The 22,052-nt window shown below is 62.2% G+C and carries 21 protein-coding genes; 9 read left to right on the forward strand and 12 right to left on the reverse strand.

What is annotated here, in order from left to right; all coding sequences use genetic code 11:
- Positions 1-98: 98 nt before the first annotated feature.
- Together acnD and prpF are read left to right on the forward strand one after the other, a co-directional pair.
- Entirely contained in the window at positions 99-2,705 is a 2,607-nt protein-coding gene (acnD, locus tag CKO25_RS13010) for a Fe/S-dependent 2-methylisocitrate dehydratase AcnD (RefSeq protein WP_200388371.1), read from the forward strand.
- A 6-nt stretch (positions 2,706-2,711) separates the two neighbouring features.
- The gene (gene prpF, locus CKO25_RS13015) at positions 2,712-3,905 is read left to right on the forward strand and encodes a 2-methylaconitate cis-trans isomerase PrpF (protein ID WP_200388372.1); all 1,194 of its coding nucleotides are present in this window, start codon (positions 2,712-2,714) and stop codon (positions 3,903-3,905) included.
- A 133-nt stretch (positions 3,906-4,038) separates the two neighbouring features.
- Here the strand turns inward: prpF and CKO25_RS21620 are convergent, their stop codons facing one another.
- Entirely contained in the window at positions 4,039-4,173 is a 135-nt protein-coding gene (locus tag CKO25_RS21620; RefSeq protein WP_276569030.1) for a hypothetical protein, read from the reverse strand.
- A 56-nt stretch (positions 4,174-4,229) separates the two neighbouring features.
- Positions 4,230-5,000: a spermidine synthase gene (locus CKO25_RS13020; RefSeq protein ID WP_200388373.1), complete on the reverse strand. Its 771-nt coding sequence runs from the start codon at positions 4,998-5,000 to the stop codon at positions 4,230-4,232.
- A gap of 641 nt (positions 5,001-5,641) precedes the next feature.
- On the opposite strand from CKO25_RS13020, the gene CKO25_RS13025 reads away from it, so the two are divergent.
- On the forward strand, positions 5,642-6,538 hold the full coding sequence (locus CKO25_RS13025) for a hypothetical protein (RefSeq protein ID WP_200388374.1): 897 nt from the start codon (positions 5,642-5,644) through the stop codon (positions 6,536-6,538).
- Positions 6,539-6,608: 70 nt separating this feature from the next.
- Positions 6,609-7,175, forward strand: coding sequence for a YqiA/YcfP family alpha/beta fold hydrolase (locus CKO25_RS13030; RefSeq protein WP_200388375.1), 567 nt, complete (start codon positions 6,609-6,611; stop codon positions 7,173-7,175).
- Positions 7,176-7,210: 35 nt separating this feature from the next.
- On the opposite strand, the gene CKO25_RS13035 is transcribed toward CKO25_RS13030, so the two are convergent.
- Positions 7,211-8,416, reverse strand: a complete 1,206-nt coding sequence (locus CKO25_RS13035; RefSeq protein WP_200388376.1) for a TraB/GumN family protein — start codon at positions 8,414-8,416, stop codon at positions 7,211-7,213.
- A 125-nt stretch (positions 8,417-8,541) separates the two neighbouring features.
- Here CKO25_RS13035 and CKO25_RS13040 point away from each other — a divergent pair, with 125 nt between their 5' ends.
- Positions 8,542-9,009 (forward strand): hypothetical protein, encoded by a 468-nt coding sequence (locus CKO25_RS13040; RefSeq protein ID WP_200388377.1) that lies wholly within the window; start codon positions 8,542-8,544, stop codon positions 9,007-9,009.
- Between the two features lie 106 nt (positions 9,010-9,115).
- Here the strand turns inward: CKO25_RS13040 and CKO25_RS13045 are convergent, their stop codons facing one another.
- Positions 9,116-9,442: a DMT family transporter gene (locus CKO25_RS13045; protein ID WP_200388378.1), complete on the reverse strand. Its 327-nt coding sequence runs from the start codon at positions 9,440-9,442 to the stop codon at positions 9,116-9,118.
- A 279-nt stretch (positions 9,443-9,721) separates the two neighbouring features.
- A complete protein-coding gene (locus CKO25_RS13050) occupies positions 9,722-10,141 on the reverse strand; it encodes a hypothetical protein (protein ID WP_200388379.1) in 420 nt (139 codons plus the stop codon).
- 157 nt (positions 10,142-10,298) lie between these two features.
- On the opposite strand from CKO25_RS13050, the gene CKO25_RS13055 reads away from it, so the two are divergent.
- Entirely contained in the window at positions 10,299-10,613 is a 315-nt protein-coding gene (locus CKO25_RS13055) for a DUF3301 domain-containing protein (protein WP_200388380.1), read from the forward strand.
- A gap of 122 nt (positions 10,614-10,735) precedes the next feature.
- On the opposite strand, the gene CKO25_RS13060 is transcribed toward CKO25_RS13055, so the two are convergent.
- The 7 genes from CKO25_RS13060 to CKO25_RS13090 all read right to left on the reverse strand — a co-directional run bounded on the left by CKO25_RS13060 (position 10,736) and on the right by CKO25_RS13090 (position 16,973).
- The gene (locus CKO25_RS13060) at positions 10,736-11,221 is read right to left on the reverse strand and encodes a ClpXP protease specificity-enhancing factor (protein WP_242467600.1); all 486 of its coding nucleotides are present in this window, start codon (positions 11,219-11,221) and stop codon (positions 10,736-10,738) included.
- Positions 11,221-11,826 (reverse strand): glutathione S-transferase N-terminal domain-containing protein, encoded by a 606-nt coding sequence (locus CKO25_RS13065; RefSeq protein WP_200388381.1) that lies wholly within the window; start codon positions 11,824-11,826, stop codon positions 11,221-11,223. The genes CKO25_RS13060 and CKO25_RS13065 overlap by 1 nt, the downstream gene beginning before the upstream one ends.
- Before the next feature lie 235 nt (positions 11,827-12,061).
- Positions 12,062-12,796: a cytochrome c1 gene (locus CKO25_RS13070; RefSeq protein ID WP_200388382.1), complete on the reverse strand. Its 735-nt coding sequence runs from the start codon at positions 12,794-12,796 to the stop codon at positions 12,062-12,064.
- Entirely contained in the window at positions 12,793-14,037 is a 1,245-nt protein-coding gene (locus CKO25_RS13075) for a cytochrome b (RefSeq protein ID WP_200388383.1), read from the reverse strand. Before CKO25_RS13075 ends, CKO25_RS13070 begins: the two co-directional genes overlap by 4 nt.
- The gene (petA, locus tag CKO25_RS13080; protein WP_200388384.1) at positions 14,037-14,630 is read right to left on the reverse strand and encodes a ubiquinol-cytochrome c reductase iron-sulfur subunit; all 594 of its coding nucleotides are present in this window, start codon (positions 14,628-14,630) and stop codon (positions 14,037-14,039) included. The genes CKO25_RS13075 and petA overlap by 1 nt, the downstream gene beginning before the upstream one ends.
- Before the next feature lie 233 nt (positions 14,631-14,863).
- Complete coding sequence (locus CKO25_RS13085) at positions 14,864-15,616, reverse strand: Nif3-like dinuclear metal center hexameric protein (protein WP_200388385.1); 753 nt, start codon at positions 15,614-15,616, stop codon at positions 14,864-14,866.
- 316 nt (positions 15,617-15,932) lie between these two features.
- On the reverse strand, positions 15,933-16,973 hold the full coding sequence (locus CKO25_RS13090; protein WP_338115128.1) for an aminoglycoside phosphotransferase family protein: 1,041 nt from the start codon (positions 16,971-16,973) through the stop codon (positions 15,933-15,935).
- 279 nt (positions 16,974-17,252) lie between these two features.
- Here CKO25_RS13090 and CKO25_RS13095 point away from each other — a divergent pair, with 279 nt between their 5' ends.
- From CKO25_RS13095 to pdxA, 3 genes are read left to right on the forward strand one after another with little or no spacing between them, the layout of a single operon-like run.
- Complete coding sequence (locus CKO25_RS13095; protein ID WP_200388386.1) at positions 17,253-19,727, forward strand: LPS-assembly protein LptD; 2,475 nt, start codon at positions 17,253-17,255, stop codon at positions 19,725-19,727.
- Positions 19,708-21,042, forward strand: a complete 1,335-nt coding sequence (locus CKO25_RS13100) for a peptidylprolyl isomerase (RefSeq protein ID WP_200388387.1) — start codon at positions 19,708-19,710, stop codon at positions 21,040-21,042. Before CKO25_RS13095 ends, CKO25_RS13100 begins: the two co-directional genes overlap by 20 nt.
- Positions 21,039-22,046, forward strand: a complete 1,008-nt coding sequence (gene pdxA, locus CKO25_RS13105; RefSeq protein WP_200388388.1) for a 4-hydroxythreonine-4-phosphate dehydrogenase PdxA — start codon at positions 21,039-21,041, stop codon at positions 22,044-22,046. Before CKO25_RS13100 ends, pdxA begins: the two co-directional genes overlap by 4 nt.
- Positions 22,047-22,052: the final 6 nt, after the last annotated feature.

Raw genomic sequence — 22,052 nt, forward strand, 5'->3', positions numbered from 1 at the left:
GCGTTCGGGTTGGGCGCCTGCTTCCTCGCGCCGGTTGCTCACCAGAAGCGCCTTTGGCGTCTCCAGATGTCTCCAACATTCGAGATCCCGTACAGACCATGAACACCGCCTACCGCACACCGCTGCCCGGCACCAGCCTGGATTACTTCGACGCTCAGGCCGCCGTCGATGCCATTGCACCCGGCGCCTATGCCAAGCTGCCCTATACCGCCCGCGTGCTAGCCGAGAATCTGGTGCGCCGCTGCGCGCCAGAGGATCTCGACGCGGCCCTCGGGCAACTCATCGAGCGCCGGCAGGATCTCGATTTCCCCTGGTATCCGGCGCGCGTGGTCTGTCACGACATTCTCGGTCAGACCGCGTTGGTGGATCTCGCCGGACTGCGCGACGCCATCGCCGAGCAGGGCGGTGATCCCGCACGGGTGAACCCGGTAGTGCCAACCCAGCTCATCGTTGACCATTCGCTCGCGGTGGAGCACGCCGGCTTCGACTCGGACGCCTTCGCGAAGAATCGCGCCATCGAAGATCGACGCAACGCCGATCGCTTCCACTTCATCGACTGGACGCGCACCGCCTTCCAGAATGTCGACGTCATCCCCGCCGGCAACGGCATCATGCACCAGATCAACCTGGAGAAGATGTCGCCGGTGGTGCAGGTCCGCGAAGGGGTGGCCTTCCCCGACACCTGTGTCGGCACCGACAGTCACACCCCGCACGTCGACGCGCTTGGCGTAATCGCCGTCGGCGTCGGCGGTCTGGAGGCCGAGACCGTGATGCTCGGGCGCGCCTCCATGATGCGCCTGCCCGACATCGTCGGCGTCGAACTGACGGGCCAGCGCCAGCCGGGCATCACCGCCACCGATATCGTTCTCGCCCTGACCGAGTTCCTGCGCACCGAGCGGGTCGTCGGAGCCTATGTCGAGTTCTTCGGCGAGGGCGCGGCCAGCCTCTCGATCGGTGATCGCGCGACCATCTCGAATATGTGCCCAGAGTACGGCGCCACCGCCGCGATGTTCTCCATCGATGCCCAGACCATCGCATACTTGCGGCTCACCGGCCGCGAACCAGAGCAGGTCGCCCTGGTCGAGACCTACGCAAAGACCGCCGGTCTCTGGGCCGACAGCCTGGCGACGGCCGAATATCCGCGGGTGCTTCGGTTCGACCTCTCCAGCGTGGCACGGAACCTGGCCGGCCCATCCAACCCGCACCGCCGCTTACCGACCAGCGCGCTGCGCGAGCGTGGCATCGCCGTCGACCTCGACCAGGCGCTCGCCGAGGAACGCCAGGGCCTGTTGCCCGATGGCGCGGTGATCATCGCCGCCATCACCAGCTGCACCAACACCAGCAACCCGCGCAATGTCGTGGCCGCCGGTCTGCTCGCCCAGAAGGCCAATGCGCTGGGTCTGACGCGCAAGCCCTGGGTCAAGACCTCCTTCGCGCCCGGTTCCAAGGTCGCCAAGCTCTATTTGGAGGAGGCCGGTCTGCTCAGCGAGATGGAGCAATTGGGCTTTGGCATCGTCGGGTATGCCTGCACCACCTGCAACGGCATGTCCGGCGCGCTTGACCCCAAGATCCAGCAGGAGATCATCGAGCGCGATCTCTATGCCGTCGCCGTGCTCTCCGGCAACCGCAACTTCGATGGCCGTATCCACCCCTACGCCAAGCAGGCCTTCCTCGCCTCGCCGCCGCTGGTGGTCGCTTATGCCATCGCCGGCACCGTGCGCTTCGACATCGAGCAGGACGTCCTGGGACACGACGGACATGGCCAGCCCATCACACTCGCGGACCTCTGGCCGAGCGATGAGGAGATCGATGACATCGTCGCCCGCTGCGTCAAGCCGGAGCAGTTCAAACAGGTCTATCTCCCGATGTTCGAGCTGGGCACCGTGGAGGCGGCCAAGAGCCCGCTTTACGACTGGCGCCCCCAGTCCACCTACATCCGCCGTCCGCCCTACTGGGAAGGGGCGCTAGCCGGTGAGCGCACGCTCAAGGGCTTGCGTCCCCTGGCGGTACTCGGTGACAACATCACCACCGACCACCTCTCGCCTTCCAACGCCATCCTGCCCGACAGCGCGGCCGGCGAGTATCTGGCGCGGATGGGCTTGCCGGAGGAGGACTTTAACTCCTACGCCACCCATCGCGGCGATCACCTGACCGCCCAGCGCGCGACCTTCGCCAATCCCAAGCTGATCAACGAGATGGCCGTGGTCGATGGACAGGTCAAGCAGGGCTCGCTGGCGCGGGTCGAACCAGACGGCCAGGTGATGCGCATGTGGGAGGCGATCGAGACCTACATGGCGCGCAAGCAACCACTCATCATCATCGCCGGCGCTGACTATGGTCAGGGGTCCTCGCGCGACTGGGCGGCCAAGGGCGTGCGTCTCGCCGGGGTCGAGGCCATCGCCGCCGAGGGCTTCGAGCGCATCCACCGCACCAATCTGATTGGCATGGGCGTGCTGCCGCTGGAGTTCAAGCCAGGCGTGAACCGCCAAACGCTCGGCATCGACGGCACCGAGACCTATGACGTCATCGGTGAGCGCCGACCGCGCGCCGACCTGACCCTGGTCATCCAGCGCAAGAACGGCGAGCGTGTCGAGGTGCCCGTGACCTGCCGGCTCGACACCGCCGAGGAACTCTTGATCTACGAAGCCGGCGGCGTGCTGCAACGCTTCGCGCAAGACTTCCTCGAAGCGACCAAGGCGGCTTAGACCAATATGTCTCAACGACCACAGATCAAAATCCCTGCGACCTATATGCGTGGCGGAACCAGCAAGGGCGTCTTCTTTCGACGGCCAGACCTTCCGGAACGCGCCCAGGTCCCGGGCACGGCGCGCGATGCCCTGCTGCTGCGCGTCATCGGCAGCCCCGACCCGTACGGGAAACAGATCGACGGCCTCGGCGGGGCGACCTCCAGCACCAGCAAGACGGTCATCCTCACCAAGAGCAGTCGCCCGGACCACGACGTCGACTATCTGTTCGGCCAGGTTTCGATCGACACGGCCTTCGTTGATTGGAGCGGGAATTGTGGCAACCTCTCGGCAGCGGTCGGACCCTTTGCCATCAGCAATGGTCTGGTCGATCCCGAACGCATCCCCGAGCACGGAATCTGCACGGTGCGGATCTGGCAGGCCAACATCGGCAAGACCATCATCGCGCACGTCCCCATGACCAACGGCGAGGTGCAGGAGACGGGTGATTTCGAACTCGACGGCGTGACCTTCCCGGCCGCCGAGGTGCAACTCGAATTCCTCGATCCGGCCGATGAGGGGGACGGCGATGGCGGCGGCTCCATGTTCCCGACCGGCAACCTGGTCGATGACCTAGAGGTCCCTGGCGTCGGCACGCTCAAGGCGACCCTGATCAATGCCGGCATCCCGACCCTGTTCGTCGACGCCGAGGCCATCGGCTACATCGGCACCGAGTTGCAGGACGCCATCAACGGCGATCCCAAGGCGCTGGCCATGTTCGAGACCATCCGCGCTTACGGAGCAGTCCGCATGGGGCTGATCCAGGACATCAGCGAGGCCGCAACCCGCCAGCACACGCCCAAGATCGCCTTTGTCGCCCCGCCAGCCGACTATGTCGCCTCGAGCGGCAAGCCGGTCGCGGCGAGCGAGATCGATCTGTGCGTGCGCGCGCTCTCGATGGGTAAACTACATCACGCCATGATGGGGACAGCCGCGGTCGCGATTGGGACCGCAGCCGCCATCCCGGGGACGCTGGTGAACCTGGCGGCTGGCGGTGGCGAGCGCACGGCAGTGCGGTTCGGTCATCCCTCGGGCACCCTACGGGTCGGCGCCGAGGCCCGGCTGATCGATGGCAACTGGACCGTGACCAAGGCCATCATGAGCCGCAGCGCACGGGTGCTGATGGAAGGCTGGGTGCGCATCCCCGGGGACGCCTATTGAGACGGACGAGCGCCCACACGCCAGAGCGCGTCGGGCGCAACCACTCGCCTTTGGCCATGGGGGCCCTCGTCGTCCTCGATGTGCTCGCGGATGACTGCAGGTCGCGGTTCAAACTGAAACCGCGACCCCTCGATCATTTCGGACCCTTGCCCGTGAACGAGTGAAAGGTCTCGACCACGCGGTCTTGAAATTCCCGTGCCCAGGGTGGCTGCGGCCAATTCCAGCCAATGACGATTCCAACGGCCAAAGCGAGCAAAACTACGATCATCAGATGTTCTCCAGTCGTGTCAAGTTCAATCGTGGCGGTCGCAATGCGCTCTCGCGCTAGGATGAGGGCCCTATGCGAAACCCTAGGATCTGCAGCAAGATGCCCGTCACCGCGCCGCCGAAAAGGCCACCAAGAAATCCCAACGGCACAGCGCCTAGGATGCGATTAGAGACCTCCCCCGCCTGGCTTTCTAGCATCACGCTAGCCGCACCGCCGATGATCCAGACACTGGAACCCACAACCGCGGCGATCAACCCGGAAACGACAGCAGCAGAGATCAGCGCTGGAAACCAGCGTGCACAATGCCCGACCAGCCATCGCTCCGAGATCTGGAAGAAGGTCCCGACCAAGGCGACGACGCCGGCCGCCATGAAGAGGACATCCAGGTCACGCCCGAGGATTGCCAGGGTCAGCGCCAGGCAGCCGCCCGCGAAGAGTCCAGCCAGTAAACCGCTGAGCACCTCTGCCAAGGGACGTCCGCCACCCGGGACCATCCAGGCATAGAACAGGCCCGCGAGCACGCCCCCGAGCCCAGCGATTCCCGCGATCCCCAAGAGCTCCACAACCGGACCCACCACGATCAAATAGCCGATCGAGGCCAGGATGCCAGCCATCGCGCCGACCAGCGCCACCGGCATCGCACTGTAAAAGGCCGACGTCGTCGTCGCGGCCACCGCGGCGGCGGCGACCAAAGGCACCCACCCCACCAGTCCCAAGGAACTCAAGAGGGCATGCAGGCCACCGAATAAGGCACCAAACAGAGCGCCCGCAAGCCCCCAGACAAACAGGGTTGTAATGATGGATGCAATCTTCTCCTTCACGGTCATCTGGCCTCGGTCGGTGTATTCATCCTCGCCGTGCCCCAAATCGGACCGTCCACCAAACCGGACCGTCCAGATGGGCAAGGCACCAGATCCCACGATCCATCCGCGTGACCACCAGATGCGGTCACATCCGGTCCCCGGCCACGATCGTGCAAGCCACGCCACCAGCGCGGAACCGGTCTAGCCCAGATGCACAAGTTTAGCGGTTCGGTTGCCCTCGATCCTGGAGACTAACCGGCAGCACGGCTCTTGTGGCGTCAAGCGTCGGAGTCGCCGCAACCCGAGAACCCGAGCGCGAACTGACACAAGATCGCCCTACAACCTGTCGCGGTATCCGAACCCACCAAGGCGTTGACAGCTTACCACAGCAGAACGGCCGTGATCGCCAGCGCCACACCGACCGGTCGCGCCGGGGCCGGGACGAGACTGACCACGAGCAAGAGGATCAGGCTTGTCGGATCCAGGCCGACTCAGACGAAGGTCACAAAAGTCGTCGCCGCCTGGCGCAATTTGCGCGACACTACCCCTGAGCGCACCACGCTCAACCACCGATGCCCTGTGCGCGGCCACCCAGCTGTCCCAGCGACACGCGTGGACTCGTTCAACCCATCGCTGGCATCCCTGCGCTGAACACCGAGCCGAGCATGTCCGAACAACTCATGAACGGCACCCTCGCCGTCATCGATGGTGAAAGCCGGGTGTACTATGACGGCTACTGGATCAAGCACTACGCGCCTCCGCAAGACACCCTGGAGACCAAACGTCGCCTCATACAAGCCTTGACGCGGCGTCTGTTCAATCATGTCGAGCATGGCATCAACATTCCCGGCGCGCGACTCGACGAGGTCCGCGCGGCCTTCCAAGCCGAAAGCGAGCCCGCGCTGAAGCGGGTCAAGGGGGCCATGCTGGCTGGCGCCCTATTCAACCGGGTGGCCGACATCTTCACCTGCTTGGTCGATCTGCAGATCGCGGGCGTCACCATCAGTCCCGATGATTCCTTGATGATCCAATGCGAGCAGTATCTGATCGAGGCGCTGGAACTGGGGCCATTGGTGCGACATCGTGGCGGGCACGAAGGCATCGATGAACTCTGGGGCGAGCCATTCAAGGCCTTCTCGATGTCCGTTGCGGATTTCTACGACAGCCGGTACCTCAAGATCGCCTTGGCCATGCGGGACATCGATCGGATCGCCACGGCGATGAAAGAGACGATCGCCGAGAGTCTGCAGATCACCGCCGCCGCATCGGCCATTGACGAGCTGACCGATGCGGCAAAGCGCAAATGCGAGATCCTGCGGACCGACCCGGCAATCTTCGAAGTGTGGCCGGCTTTCGTCGTGGCGGCCGAGCGCGTCACGCGGTTGGCACCCGCATTGCCGGCGTCAACCGCATCCGTGACGCGTCAGGAGATCATCGAAGCCGCCAAGTTATTGCGGTCAGGGGTTGAATTGATCGGTTTCATCGTGCGTGCCCGTGTTCAGATGCCCAAGAGCACGCGCGAATTCATCGAGGAATGCCAATCCTTCCACGCCACCCTCTGATCCCTCACCCCGCTCGTGCTGCATCCATTCCCGGCGTGATCCACGCGGGCACCGACCGAGGACCATCTGCATGCTCGTCTATCTCCACGGACTCAATAGTTCCAGTCGCTCCGACAAGGCCAACCGACTGCGCGATGGACTCGCCCCTTACCCAGTTATCGCCGTCGATTACGACGCGCATCGACCAGCCACGGCGATCGCGCAACTGCACACCCGTTTTGCGCAACTCGGAGCGACCGAGCAACCGCTGGTGATCGGCAGCTCGATGGGTGGTTTCTACGGTCAGTATCTCGCCCGCCACTGTGCGTTCGCCCATCTCTATTTGATCAACCCGGCACTCACGCCCTGGACGTTGCTCGCTGACCGCATCGGCGAGGTGATGACCAGCGCGCAGGGCGAACGCTATCGCATCACCCAGTCCCTGATCGACGCCACACGTCCTTATGGGATCGATCGCCCCTGCGACGGCACCCCGACTACCCTGTTCCTGGAGCGCGGTGACGAAGTCATCGATGCGCGGATCGCCGAAACCCACTATCGCGACTGCGGACGCCTGTTTGTCTGGGACGGCGGCGATCATGCCTTCCAGCATCTCGACGCGGTCATCGCCTGTCTGCGCCAGGATCTCAGCTTGTGATGCGGCCTCACCGAGCACCCAGTCGGTTGAGGACACTAGGCGCCTGGGCCTCGCACCAACTGATCGAAGATGTGGAAACCAGCGACATAGGTGCCGATGGCCGAGCCCAGGGTGCTGAACAGAAAGACCAGGAAGACGCGTGACACGCGATTGCGCCACCAGCCGCGAAGGTTGACCACGTCCGCGCGCAGATGACCAAAGTCGGCGACCCGGGGTTTGCGCATCGCCAGTTCAACCGCGGCGGTGACCATGCCGGCGCCAATCGTCGGGTTCAGTGAGGTCAGCGGCGCCGCGACGAAGGCCGCGCCCACGGTCAAGGGGTGTCCACCAGCGAGTGCCACGCCGAGCGCGGACAGTCCGCCGTTGATCAGCACCCAGGCCACAACCAGTCCCCAACCAAAACTCGTGCTTTGCGAAAAGCCGAAGGCAAAGCCGCTCAGGATCAGGATCACCACCAGCCATGCCAGCACGCGAGGCCAGCGGCTCGGCGGCGGCACCTGCTCCAATGCGCGCACCACGCCCCGCGGCTCCTCCCGATCCCGCTCAAGGTACTCGCCAATCCCCTTCAGGTGTCCGGCGCCCACCACGGCGAGGATCCGCTTCGCGCCAACCCGTTGCGGCTCGCTGCGCAGCTTGGCCGCCATATAGCGGTCGCGCTCGTCGATCAGCGGTCGGTAGAGATCCTGCCGATCATGCGCGAATTCGGCGAAGGTAGTCTCCAACACATCACCATCCTTGAGGTGTTCGATTTCCTCTTCACTGACCTTCTCGGCGGTCAGCATCGACGCCAACAGACCGGTAAACAAGGTGTAACGCTTCCACCAATTCAGATTCGCCGAGATCCGCTTCAAGGTGACGCCGATCTCGCGATCGATCAGCAACACCGGCAAATCAAGTTCCTTGGCCACATGCACAGCCACGCGCTGCTCGGCACCCGGCTCGATATCAAACTGATCCGCAAGCCGTTGCTGATAGGCGGACAGGGCCAGATTGGCCATCACCATGTAGACTTGTCGCTGTCGAATCACGGAGAAAAGGTCCAGCTCCGACAGGGATTTTGGATCCATCAAGGCGGAGAACCGGCTCTGGCAGAGTTCCACGGCAACCGCGTCATAGTCACCGCTTCGCAGGAGGGTTCGCACCTCCTCCGCGCTGGCGCGGGAGACATGGGCCGTTCCAAGCAATGTCACACGGACATCGGCGAGGTCGATCTCACGCTTCGGCTCATTCGATTCAGACATGATAGACACAGGCTCGGCAACTACGGCAGGGCATGATACCTCAGAACGCGACCTGGCCTATTCTCGCGTAAAATCATCGCACACGAACGATTGCGGACGGGAGACGAGTCGAGGTGTGCCGGTCAATGCCAATCACCACCGGGATCCGCAACCTCAGCGGATGGAACATCGGGCTCGTCGCCCTGCTCCTCGCCGTGCTTGCCACGGGCTGCGCCATGGTCGAGAACGATCGGCGCGCACTCGCTTTGCAAGCCTCGACCAATGGATATCAAGCAGCCCTGCGCTGGGGCTATTATGACAATGCCATCGGTTACCTCGAGCCTGATCCGCGGGGACTCGATCCACTCGGAGAATCGCTGAACACGATTCGCGTCACCGGCTACGATGTGGTCCAGCCACCATTGATTCACGGCGATGGCACGGCAACGCAGATCGTGGTGATTGACTATCTCTTCCAGGACACACAGGTGGTCAAGCGTTTGACCGATCGTCAACGTTGGCGCTGGGACGAGGCGGCGGGGCGGTGGTGGCTCGTATCTGGACTCCCTGCGTTCAGGACGCATGATGCCACCACTCAGCGGCCTTACCCCTAAGCCAGGCGACGACTGAGGGGGCAAGCGGTCACGAGTGTCGGTACCTGACCTGACCTGGCCTAAACGGAAAAGCTCGCGGCAGCCGCACGAGGGCGGCATCCCGAAGCTAGGACGTCGAGACCATTTTCAGGCCGATGATGCCGGCGACGATCATGCCCACGAAGAAAAAACGCAACAGCGTCGCCGCTTCGGCGAACCAGAGGATGCCGATCACAAAGGCCCCAACGGCACCGATGCCGGTCCAGACCGCGTAGGCCGTGCCCATTGGGATCGTCTTTTGTGCAATGAGCAAGCAGGTTCCGCTCGCCACCATGCAGATCACAGCGAAGCCGATCCACCCCCAATGCAGGCCTGCACTGGTCATGCCCAGCTTCAATCCAACCGGCCAGCCCCATTCGAAGACTCCGGCGACAACGAGATAAACCCATGCCATGCGCGATCCGCCGTCTCATTGATCAGGCCCGGTGACACGAGCGTGTCACCGACCGAGTGGGTGGGTGGGTGCTGAGCAAGCACCGGGATGGTTCGCTTGGATCCCACGGCAAACTGCCGAGCGACTCGATCCCGTGGGAGCAGCGGTTGTGGCCAGTGGCTGCGTCGCGCTCCCCCACGGTGTGCTGAGGGGGCCGGCACCAAGCTAAGAGGCGCCTAGGCCGGCCGACAACTCGGCGCTCGATCCCGACCGTGAGGTCAGGGCCGCGCGCTGTTCAGTTCAGTCCCTCGCCATCATCGCCTTAAGGCGCTCGATCTCATCCTTGATCGTCTCAGGCAGGTCCGCGGCAAAGCTCTCCAAGCGTTCGAGCATCGACCGTGCGCCCTCCTCGTCACCCTCGGACCAGTCGGATTTAATCTGTTCGATCATGTGCTCGGCCCGTGCGAGCGCATCGTCGCTCATCTCCCGAGCGTCCTCTGCCATCGGCTCGATGGTCTCCTCGGTACGATCCGCCGCTTGAGAGACCATATCCGTGATTTGATCGGACGCGTCCCGCGCAGCCTCCGTCGCTTGCTCGAGCAGGGTCGGCTCTTCAACCGGCACAGCGGTTTCTTCAACGGGCGCTTGTTCTTGTCCACAGGCAACGAGGCCGAGCGCGAACAGAGACGCAACCGAACTCAGGATGAATCGTTTCTTCATCGTCGTTCCTCCCATGTTATCGATGAACTGTCAGTATACTGAAGGCCTGCGCAGACGTGCAGGTCTTGGCTGCATTCCATCAGGGCGCATTGGATTGAACCCCATGATCCGCGGTCACTCGCGCATGATTCCCTCGTTTTGATCAGGAAACCCGTGCATGAACCATCTCTTCGCCGTTTTCCTGCTGCTATTACTCGGGTGGTTTTGGCTAGACAGCATGCGCGCGCGCGAAATCGCCGTCGAGGTCTGCAAGGCGGCTTGTTTGCAGCGTGATCTTCAGTTCTTGGATCAGGCGGTCGCCCTGCGACGTCTCAGCCTCGCATGGCGCGCCGAGGGCTTGCGAATTCGGCGTCTCTACCGATTCGATTTCAGCGAAGAAGGCGTCGGCCGTCGTAGCGGCCATATCGTCATGCGTGGGCTCACATTGGAAGATCTGAGCTTCGGCCTGCCGACCGATCACCAAGACAACTAAGATGGCGTGCAGGACGCATACCGAGAGGGGAATCGATCAGCCGTAGGCAAGGACTGAGCCGACCAAGCGCCGACGTTGCGCCAAGCATCACACTCAGCATCAGGATCCTGGCAACACGAGGGCTATTTCACCAGCTTGAGGTTTGGACCTCCGGTCTTGCGTTTGCCCTGGCCCGAAGGCGCGGTCCGGTCTGTCGACTCATCAATGCCCGGCACTTCGCGTGGCCCATCCGAGACGTCGCGAAATGGCGAGGCCAGTGGCTCGTCAGACGTCGGGTAGGCGGCCTCCGGAAAGACCATGCCTTGCGCGTTCTCGCGTGTGAAGATCCCAAGAACGGCCTCAACCGGGAAGTAGACATCTCGGGCAACACCGCTAAAGCGAGCGTTGAATTGAATGTGCTCATTGCCCATTACCAAACTCCGAACAGCGCTTGGCGCAACATTGAGCACCAAGCGGCCATCCTCGACGAACTCTGTCGGAACGACCACGCCGGGATAGCGAACATCAATGACCAAGTGCGGCGTCATCCCATTGTCTAGGATCCACTCATAGATCGCCCGGATGAGATAGGGCTTGCTTGAGGTCATGTTCGGGTTTGCTTCGTCCATCAGGTCACGTCCGCGATCATCTCCTTCTCCGCCTCGGTGAGGCTCTTCCTGAACGCATCCCAAGCAAAGATCCGACGCATGTAGACGCGCAGCGCCTCGGCTTGCGATGGGATCTCGATACCCAGGACAGGCAGCCGCCACAGCAGCGGAGCGATGCAGCAATCGACCAGCGAGAACTCATCGCTCATGAAAAACGCGTGAGCGCCAAAGACCGGAGAGGTGATGGCCAAGCTGTCACGCAACTCACGTCGAGCCTCCTTCGCTGCGGCTGGTTCCGCAACCCGAATCCGCTCCATCAGGCTATACCAGTCGCGATCGATGCGATACATGAAGAGCCGCGCACTGGCTCGTGAGACCGGATCGACCGGCAACAAGGGTGGATGTGGAAACCGCTCATCAAGGTATTCCATGATGATCCTCGACTCATAGAGTCTCAGATCGCGATCAATCAGGGTCGGAACCGTCCCGTAGGGATTGCAATCCGTGACCTCCGCGGGCAAGTCATGGGCGTCGACATCGACGACCTCGACGGCGATGCCCTTTTCGGCAAGCACCATGCGGACGCGGTGACAATAGGGGCAGGTCGGATCGGAAAAGAGTGTCATCACAGATCGTCTACTCGCAACCGCTGCCGCGGAGTCCATTCATGACGGCTGGTCGTAGCGCGGTCGGGTGAGAGGCACATAGTCGTTCCGACCATCCACGTCGCTTGCCTGTGCACCTCAACCGTTGGTTCGACACCGCTCGTTGATAGCCACGGATGTCATCCGTTGCATCTTCAAGAAGGGCCCTGAATGACGGCGCCATCGGATGGCGCCGTCGTGGTCACACCGAACAGGCCTAATGGACGTCCTTCCAGTACTCCTTCTTCAGGGCATAGGTCAAGATGAAGAGGAGACCCAGGAAAAGCAGCACGTAGATGCCCATCCGACGACGTTCCAGCGCGCTCGGCTCACCGGCATAAGTCAGGAATGCCGTGATGTCGCGCACCATGCTGTCATACTCGTTTGGCGTGAGCACCCCGGCTTGGGTGAGCGTGACCCCGGTCACACTCGGCTCTCCACCACCTTTCGGGGTGTGCATGATGGGCTCTTGGACACCTTGCAGATCACCGAGCACATGCGGCATGCCAACGAGGGGAAAGATCACGTTGTTCACGCCGTACGGGCGGCTCGGGTCGACATAGTAGCTCTTCAGGTAGGTGTAGACCCAATCCGGGCTGCGCCAGCGCGTCACCAGGGTGAGATCTGGCACAGCGGTCCCGAACCAGGCCTCACCATCGGAAGGACGCATCGAGTTCGTCATCATGTCAGTCGGTTGTGCATCACCGAACAGCAGATTCTCACGCAGGGACTGATCATCGATCCCCAGATCATCAGCCATGCGGGAATAGCGCAGGTGACCGAGAGAATGACAGGCCATGCAGTAATTGACGTAATATTTTGCACCCCGTTGCAGCGAAGCCTGATCGGTCAGATCGACCTTCGCCTTCTCCAGTTTGACGTGCCCTCCAGCCGCGAAGCCGACGGCTGGCAGCAGTAAGGCCAGGGTGGCAATGACTAACGTGTTTCTCATGAGGTCACCCTCTCCGGAACGGGCTTGGTCTTTTCAATCGAAGTGTAGATCGGCATCAGTAGAAAGAATGCGAAATACAACGCCGTGAAAATCTGCGCCATCAAGGTATAGAGCGGCGTGGAGGGCTGCAGGCCGAGCCATGCGAGGACCACGAAGGTCACCGCGAACATCCCGAGCATGAACTTCGAGAAGACGCCCTTATAGCGCATCGATTTGACCTTGCTGCGATCCAGCCACGGTAATGCAAAGAGAATCAGGATGGCCAGGAACATCACGACGACGCCTGGGAACTGCGAGCCATACATGGGTGGCACGGCGCGGAGCATCGCGTAGTAGGGCGTGAAGTACCAGACCGGGGCAATGTGCTCAGGCGTCTGGAAGGGGTTTGCCGGCTGGAAGTTCGGGGCTTCGATGAAGAGCCCACCCAGGGTCGGGGCATAGAAGACCACCACGGAGAATAGCGCTAGGAATACCACCATGCCGACCAGATCCTTCACCGTGAAATAGGGGTGAAAGGGGATCCCATCAGCGGGGGCCGTATCGCTCCAACGGTTGCCCTTCGGGCCCGCCTTGATCTCGATGCCGTCCGGATTGTTGGATCCGACGTGGTGCAGTGCCACGATGTGTAGAAAGACCAGCGCGGCCAAGACGAATGGCAATAGGAAATGGAAGGCGAAGAAACGATTGAGCGTGGTATCCGAAATGACATAGTCGCCACGGACCCACACCGCGAGATCATCGCCGATCACCGGCACGGCCGCGAAGAGGTTCACGATGACCTGGGCGCCCCAGAAGGACATCTGCCCCCATGGCAGAAGATAGCCGAAGAAGGCCGTCGCCATCATGGCGAGATAGATGACCACGCCGATGATCCACAGCAATTCGCGCGGCTTACGGTAGGAGCCCCAAAGCAACGCCCGGAACATGTGCAGATAGATGACGATGAAGAACGCGGAGGCGCCGGTCGAATGGATGTAGCGAATCAGCCAACCCCATTCCACATCACGCATGATGTACTCGACCGACGCGAAGGCCTCCGCGGCGGACGGTTTGTAGCTCATCGCGAGCCAGATGCCCGAGACGATCTGAATGACGAGGGTGAGGATGGCCAATGAGCCGAAAAACGACCAGAAGTTGAGGTTTTTCGGCGCATAGTAATCGGAGAAATGGGCCTTCCAAGTCTCCGTCAGCGGGAATCGCTTATCGATCCAGCTGAGGTTCTCGGTCTTTTCCGCGCTCATCAAGCAGCTCCTCGATCCTCACCGACCAAGATGGTGGTGTCGTTGATGTAGGTATGCACAGGAATCACCAGATTCGTGGGTGCTGGAACACCCTTATAGACACGTCCGGCAAGGTCGAACAAGGATCCGTGGCAGGGGCAGAAGAAGCCACCGCGCCAGCGTGAACCCAAATCTTCTGGCGCGAATTCAGGCCGGAAGGTGGGCGAACAGCCCAAGTGTGTACAGATTCCGACAACGACGAAGAACTGGTCCTTGATCGAGCGTGTCGCGTTCTGACAGTACGATGGCTGCTGCTCGACGTCCGAGGACGGGTCCGCGAGCTGCGAATCCAGCGTGGGCAGGGCCTCAAGCATCTCCTCGGTCCGATGAACGACCCAGACGGGCTTTCCACGCCATTTGAGCCGCAACATCGCACCAGGTTCCAGCTGACTAATATCGGCCTCAACTGGAGCACCCGCGGCACGTGCCTTGGCACTCGGGTTCATCGATTCGATGAATGGAACGAAGGCGAAGCCAGCTCCTACGGCTCCGACCACGCTGGTGGCGGCGACAAGCACACGCCGCCTGGTTTTGTTCACGCCTTGTGCGCTCATAAGCCACTAACCCCCGGCATGCGCGAACTCCCGAAGCAACCTCGACGGTTGCGGACCCGCGCAGATTTCTTGATTGAGGAAAATAAGAATATATCAATTCTCTCAGATAACGACCGAACATTCTCGATGATGACAATCGGCATGGTCAATGCCGTTCGCGTCGCGGACTGATCCAAGACAAGCACCCGCACCCCAAATATGGGGCGCATCGATCCCCGTTGCAGACGGCCGGCTCATGCCGGATTTTCGATCTCGATGAATCGATGTTCCATCGCGAAGCGCGTCGCAAGATGCTCTCCCAGCGCCCTCACGCCGTCACATTCGGTCGCGTGATGACCCGCGGCGATGAAAGCGACACCGTGCTCCCGCGCCAAATGCGTGCTGTGCTCGGAGATCTCCCCGCTGATGAAGGCATCCACCCCCAGTGCGGCGGCGGCCTCGAGATAACCTTGCCCGCCACCGGTGCACCAGGCTAGGTGCTCGACCCGATCGCGCCCGGCCGCAACACAGACGCTGGCCCGCCCCAACCGCTGCGTGAGCTCCGCCGCAAGGGCCTGTGGAGTGCAGGGCGCGGCGAGCCGTCCGCACCAGAGCAGGCCAAGATGGCCCGGCGCCGGCGCGGCATCGAGCCAACCCAGACGGCGCGCCAGGGTTGCATTATTACCAACCTGAGGATGCGCATCCAACGGGAGATGATACGCGATCAAACTGGCCCCAGCTTTGAGTAATTCCCTTGCACGTTTCGCCCTGATTCCGATCAGCGAACGGGGCTCATTCTTCCAGAACCAACCATGATGGACTAAGATCGCGTCGGCCCGCCATGCCGTCGCGGCCGCGATCAAGTCCGCAGAGGCACTGACCCCCGTCACGAGCCGCTGGATTGGACGCTCCCCCTCGACCTGCAGGCCATTCGGGGCATAGTCGTCAAAGTCGCGAGCAGCGAGAAATTGATCACAATAGATGACCAACTCATTCAACTCGACCATTCTGTCTCCTGTCGACAGCCGGAGTTCCTATCGATACCGTGTCCGAGCCGGTTGCTCATCCATTCGGATCTTGAGTGATCTCGCACCCTCGTCGGATCGATCCGGATGCGCCGCCGCGCCCCGCACCGGGTCGTGAGCCAGAATCCAGTGCCGCGCGCACGCGATAGCTTACCTCTGATGTCCAAGACAGGTCCAACCACCGCGGTCACCCACTCGGGGCAACGCCCGGCAGGCGTTGGAGGTGGAGTCGCGCAAGCAACCCACCGCGCCGCGGATGATCTCTCCACGGCCACGGGCCAGTGCCGGCCAGGGCGCTTCAGTCAACGGCATCACGGGTTTCGACGGTTTGCGAGACAGACAACTGCTCAAGTCGGGGGCATACCTGTTGCTCGAGGAGACGCGCGAGTGCGGCGAGTTCTGGATACTGGGGTGCGACGGCAAGGATGTAGGCCAATGTCCGCGGGATATCGGTGAGATAGTGTGATTTTCCATCCCGCCGGTGCAGCCGGGCGAAAATCCCGCAGGCTTTCAAGTGCCGCTGCACCCCCATGAGGTCAAACCAGCGGAGGAAACGCGCACGATCAGGCACGTCGAAACCCCCCTGTTGGCCCGCACGCGCACAATAGCCCGTGGCCCATTCGATCACCTGATCCGCCGGCCAGGTGATGTAGCAGTCGCGCAACAGGGACACCAGATCGTAGGTCACGGGACCGACGACCGCGTCCTGGAAATCCAACACGCCTGGATTGGCGTGCTCAAGCTGCATCAAATTGCGCGAATGATAGTCACGATGCATGCAGACGCGCGGTTGTTCCAGCGCATTCTCAACCAGCACGCGAGCAACGGACCCAAGCAATCCGGAGGTCCTGGCCTGATCCGCGACATCCGGGAAGGCAGCGAGGAACCAGTCATGAAACAGATCGAGTTCGCGCCGGATGAAGGCGGCGTCGAAGACGGGCAGCCCCTGCGTCGGACCATGGGCCTGCAGGATCGCCAAGGTCGCCAGCGCATCGCCATAGAGGCGGTCGACGTTCGCCGCGTCAAGCACGCGCAGATAGACCTGATCGCCGAAGTCACTGAGCAGCAGGAATCCGTTCAAACGATCTTCAGCGAAAACCTCCGGCGTATTCACCCCCACTGCACGAAACCGTCGCGACAGATCGGCGAAACGACCGCAGTCCTCCTGCGCAGGCGGCGCATCCATGAGGATCGCGGTACCCCCCGCGTGCAGCAGACGCCAATAGCTCCGAAAGCTCGCATCGGACGAGGCGCGTCGCAACTCGAACGCATCCGATCCCAAGACCTCTGCCACCCACCGCTGCATGACCTCGACTCGCTCTTCCACCCGCTCTGACACAACGACTCCGTTTAGCTCAAGATGTTGGGATGATGAATCCGGTCCGCTGCCAGTGGCGATCGACCACCGGTCCAGGGCACTCAAGGCGGCATCTCGATTGCCGCGCCTAGGCAGATGTGCCATGGTTACAGCTTCATGTGAACCCGTCCAGCGATCCAAGAGACGAGCACCGGGCACCAACCTGCTCCAGCCGAGCCGAATCTCACCGTGCATCTCGCTTCCGTGGCCCTTGTCTATTTGCTCCTCACAGCGCCGTCGTTTGCCGTCGTGGGCGCGGCCATGTCGACGCCGGAATCCTCGACACCTGAGCCGGTCAGCGCCCCGGAAACCCGCTCGAGCCCGACTCCCGATGCCATTGCGGCAAATCCAGTGGGGTCGTTTGATCTGGCCGTTCCCAGCAGTGCGGAGCCCCGCGCGCTCTCGCCCCTGGAGCCGCTCTGGCCCGACCCGGATGGCGCGCGGCTGCCGCGACTGGAGGACGACTCCCCACCCACGACCGAACAGGATGCGGGGGAAGCGCCCGCGCTCGAATTCACGCCAACCGCCCTCGAACTGCCTGCGGCCTGGGATGAGCGCCTGCATGCGGGTCTGACATGGGAGTATTGTGGGCCGCGGGGACCGGGCCAGGGCTCAGCCGGCCCGACAATGGACTGGCAGGCCCGCCCCGGCGTCCCGATCGAGCTCATCGCCGATCGTGTCGACTATGACCAGAACACCGATATCATCGAACTCCGTGGCCAGGTCGACGTCACCCAAGCCGAGCAACGTCTGGAAGCCGATCGCTCGACCTATGACCGCCGCAGCGGCCAGCTCGACGCCAGTGGCGACATCGTCTTCGAGGCCCCTGGACTGCGCATTCTCGGTGAGCAAGCCGACTACAACCTCCTCACCCGCACCGGCACGATCGGGACGGCGCGCTATCGACTCGCCGATGGAACCAACGTCCTAGGCACTGCCGAGGTGGCCGAGATGCACCCCGACGGCATCAGCGTGTATCACAATATCACCTACTCGACCTGCCCCCCCGGCAATGCGGACTGGTCGATCAAGGCGCGGGATCTTAAACTCGATCAAGCCGATGGCATGGGCTACGCACACCATGCCCGCATCCGCATCGGCAAGCTTCCCGTGCTCTACACACCCTACCTCTTCTTCCCGATCGACGACCGACGGCGCAGTGGTTTCCTCATCCCCAGTTTCGGCTCTTCGAGCACCACTGGCGTCGACATCAGCATCCCCTACTACTGGAACATCGCGCCCAACATGGATGCCACCATCACGCCACGGCTCATGAGCCGTCGTGGCATCATGCTGGGGACCGAATTGCGCCGTCTTGATGCCTTCCAGGATCTCCAGATCAATGCCGAGGGCATCCCCGATGACCGGGAAGACCCTGACTTCGATGCACGCGGCGCGGTCCGGATCCTGCAAACCGGGCGGTTCGGGTCGCGCTGGACGAGTTCGGTCGATTTTGCCGCCGTCTCGGACGATCAGTATCTGCAGGATTTCGGCAACCAACTCGAGGTCACGAGCGTGCGCAATCTGGTGCAGCGCGGTGACATGCACTATGCCGGAGACGGCTGGCGCTTTCTGACCCGGATCCAACAGTTCCAGACCGTTGATCCAGCAGTCAGTCCGCAGAATCGACCCTACGGGCAACTGCCGCATGTTGAACTGGAGTTGCTTCCCAAGCGCTGGAACGACCGCTTCGAATACAGCCTCAATGCCCAGTACGACTTTTTCGATCACGACCGACTCGTGCACGGCAATCGTCTCGTTGCCGTCCCCAGCCTGCGCATGCCACTGCGCCGCAGCTTCGGACAGATCGTGCCGCGCGCGCGTCTCTACTTCACGGGTTACGACCTCATCAACCAGACCGAAGGGTTGCCGGCTCAACAGTCTTATCTGATCCCGAGTTTCGATCTCGACGGAACGCTCGTCTTTGAGCGCTCGACCAACTGGTTTGGTTCCCCGGCACTCCAAACCCTCGAGCCACGGCTCTACTACGTGCTCACCTCCTTTGCCGATCAGTCCAACGCGCCACTGTTCGATACCACACCGCTCGATTTCAGCTTCGCCAGTTTGTTTCGCCCGAACCGGTTCACCGGCTATGACCGCATCGGCGATGAGAATCGGATGACCTTGGGACTGACCTCACGCACCATCGCCAACGCCACTGGACAAGAGCTATTCCGCGCGAGCATTGGCCAGATCTACTTCTTCGAGAACCGCCGTGTCCAGTTGTTCGATCAACCCATCGAGGATGATGTGCAATCCTCGGTGGCGGGCGAATTCGCCGCCCAGATCAGCAACCATTTAACCGCCCGCGCAGGCTTTCAATGGAACCCCAACGATGACGAATCGGTCTGGGAGAAACGAGTCCTGCAGTTGCAATATACGCCCGGGGAAGGCCGGCTCTTGAATCTCGCCTATCGGTTCAATGAGAGCGAGCAGAGCGCGTTGAGCTATGAGGACACGGATCTCTCCCTGCAACTGCCGATCGGCCGCCAGACGAAGCTGGTGGGACGCTGGCTGTACTCAATGCTGAACAACCAGACCGTCGAGGCCTTTGCCGGGATTGAGTACGGCCGCTGTTGTTGGCGCGTCAGATTGCTTGGTCAGCACCTGCAGACCGGCGAGGACAGCAGCAACACGAGCATCCTGTTCCAAATCGAGCTCGCCGGACTCGGCTCATTCGGCAACCAGATCGACAAACTCTTAGAACGTGATATCTATGGCTATCAACCGGACTAGCGATCGTCCCCAATCCCGACCGCGTCACCGCGCCTGGGCACTCGCCTTCCTTGCGGTGACGACCGGTCCAGCACTCGGTCAGGCGCCCATTCAGGAACTCGACGCGATCGTCGCCGTGGTGAACGACGATGTTGTGGTGCGCAGCGAACTGAATACCGAGATCGAACTCATCCTGCCCCAGATGCAGCAGGCCGGAACGCCGCCACCGCCGCGGCAGCAGCTTGAGAAACAGGTCCTCGATCAACTCATCCTCAAGCGTCTCCAGACGCAACGGGCGCGCGAGATGGGCATTGAGGTCGACGAGGCCGACCTCAATGAGGCACTGGTGCGGATCGCGGAGCGCAATGGCCTGACCCTCGATGAGCTCCAGCTCACACTGGAGGCGGGCGGCATCCGCTTCGCGGACTTCCGCGAGGATACGCGTTCCCAGATCATCATGAGCCGACTGCAAAACCAAGCCGTGATCAACCAGATCCAGGTCACGGATCAGGAGATCGACCGTTTTCTCGAGCGCGAAGCGAGCCGCCTGATCGAACGTGAACAGGTGCGACTGCAGCATATCCTGATCGCGCTGCCCAACAGTCCATCACCCGCCGAAGTCCAAGCCGCGGAATCCAAGGCCACGAGGCTGGTGGGGCAGTTGCGTGGTGGCGCGGATTTTGGACAGGTCGCGGCGCGCGAGTCGGATGGACGCAACGCCTTGCAAGGTGGCGATCTTGGCTGGTTCGAGATGGCGGCCGTTCCGAGTCTTGCGACCGAGCTCGCCTTCACCATGGCGGAAGGCGAGATCAGCGACCCCTTACGCAGTCCGAGTGGTTTTCACATCATCAAGCTACGCGACATCAAGGCGGCGACGCCCGCCGATGTCATCCAGACACATGCCCGCCATATCCTGATCCGCACCAACGAATTGGTTTCAGACGAGGATGCGAGGCGGCGCTTGAGTCAATTGCGCACCCGCATCCTCGGCGGCGATGAGTTCGCGACACTGGCGCGCTCACATTCCGATGATACCGGTTCCGCCCTGAAGGGGGGCGATCTGGGCTGGGTCAATCCGGGCGATACGGTGCCTGATTTCGAAGAGGCCATGAACGCGTTGGGGCCGAACGAGGTCAGCCAGCCCTTTCAGAGCCCTTTTGGCTGGCACATCGTCCAGGTCATCGAACGCCGCAACCAAGACCGTGAGGGCGAATTCATGCGGCTGAAGGCGCGCGGGGCGTTGCAACGACGCAAGGCAGAAGAGGCGACGGAGGAATGGCTGCGCCAATTGCGCGATGAAGCCTATGTCGAGCTGCGCCTCGAGGAAGAGGCGTGACCCGGATCCTAATCACCCCCGGCGAACCCAGCGGGGTCGGACCAGATCTGATCGTCCGCCTGGCCCAGGAGCGGCTCGCGCGATCGCCGATCGTGGTCGCCGATCCGGATCTGCTGCGGGAGCGCGCGCAGCGTCTCGGCTTACCTCTGCGAGTCGAGCTGGTCGAAGCGGGGACGCGCCACCCCGAACAGCAGCACCACATCGGTCATCTGCGCGTACTGCCGGTCCGTTTGACGCAACCGGTCGTCCCCGGCCAGTTGCACCAGGCGCACGCACCCTACGTCATGGACTCTCTGCGCATCGCCTGCGACGCCTGTCTTGATGGCCGAGGTGACGCGCTCGTCACGGGCCCGGTCCATAAGGGCATCATCAACGATGCCGGACTTCGTTTCACTGGCCATACCGAATTCCTTGCCGAGCGATGCGGCGCCGAACCCCTGATGATGCTGGTGACACCCGGGCTGCGGGTCGCGCTCGCCACGACACACCTGCCATTGCGCGACGTCAGTGCGGCCATCACACGCACGCATCTGACGCGGGCGCTGGAGATCCTGCACACCGATCTGCGATCTCGTTTCGGGATCACGGATCCACGCATCCTCGTCTGTGGCCTCAATCCACACGCCGGCGAGGGTGGACACCTCGGTCGCGAGGAGATCGAGGTCATCGAGCCGGTCCTGACCGCCTTGCGCGCCCGCGGCTGGTCGCTCATCGGTCCATTACCGGCTGACACCGCCTTTGTTCCGAATCGACTCGCCGAGAGCGATGTCGTCTTGGCGATGTATCACGATCAAGGCTTACCCGTTTTGAAGCACCTGGGATTCGGCCAAGCCGTCAATGTCACGCTCGGTCTACCCATCATTCGAACGTCGGTCGATCACGGAACGGCGCTCGCACTCGCGGGCACGGATCGCGCTGATCTCGGCAGCGTCCGAGCCGCGCTGAGCCTTGCCAACGCCATGGTCGATGGCGTCCAACCGGCGTCTGTCCAGGCCGCACTCTGAATCGAC

This window comes from Thiocapsa imhoffii (assembly GCF_016583985.1).
Taxonomy (GTDB): domain Bacteria; phylum Pseudomonadota; class Gammaproteobacteria; order Chromatiales; family Chromatiaceae; genus Thiocapsa; species Thiocapsa imhoffii.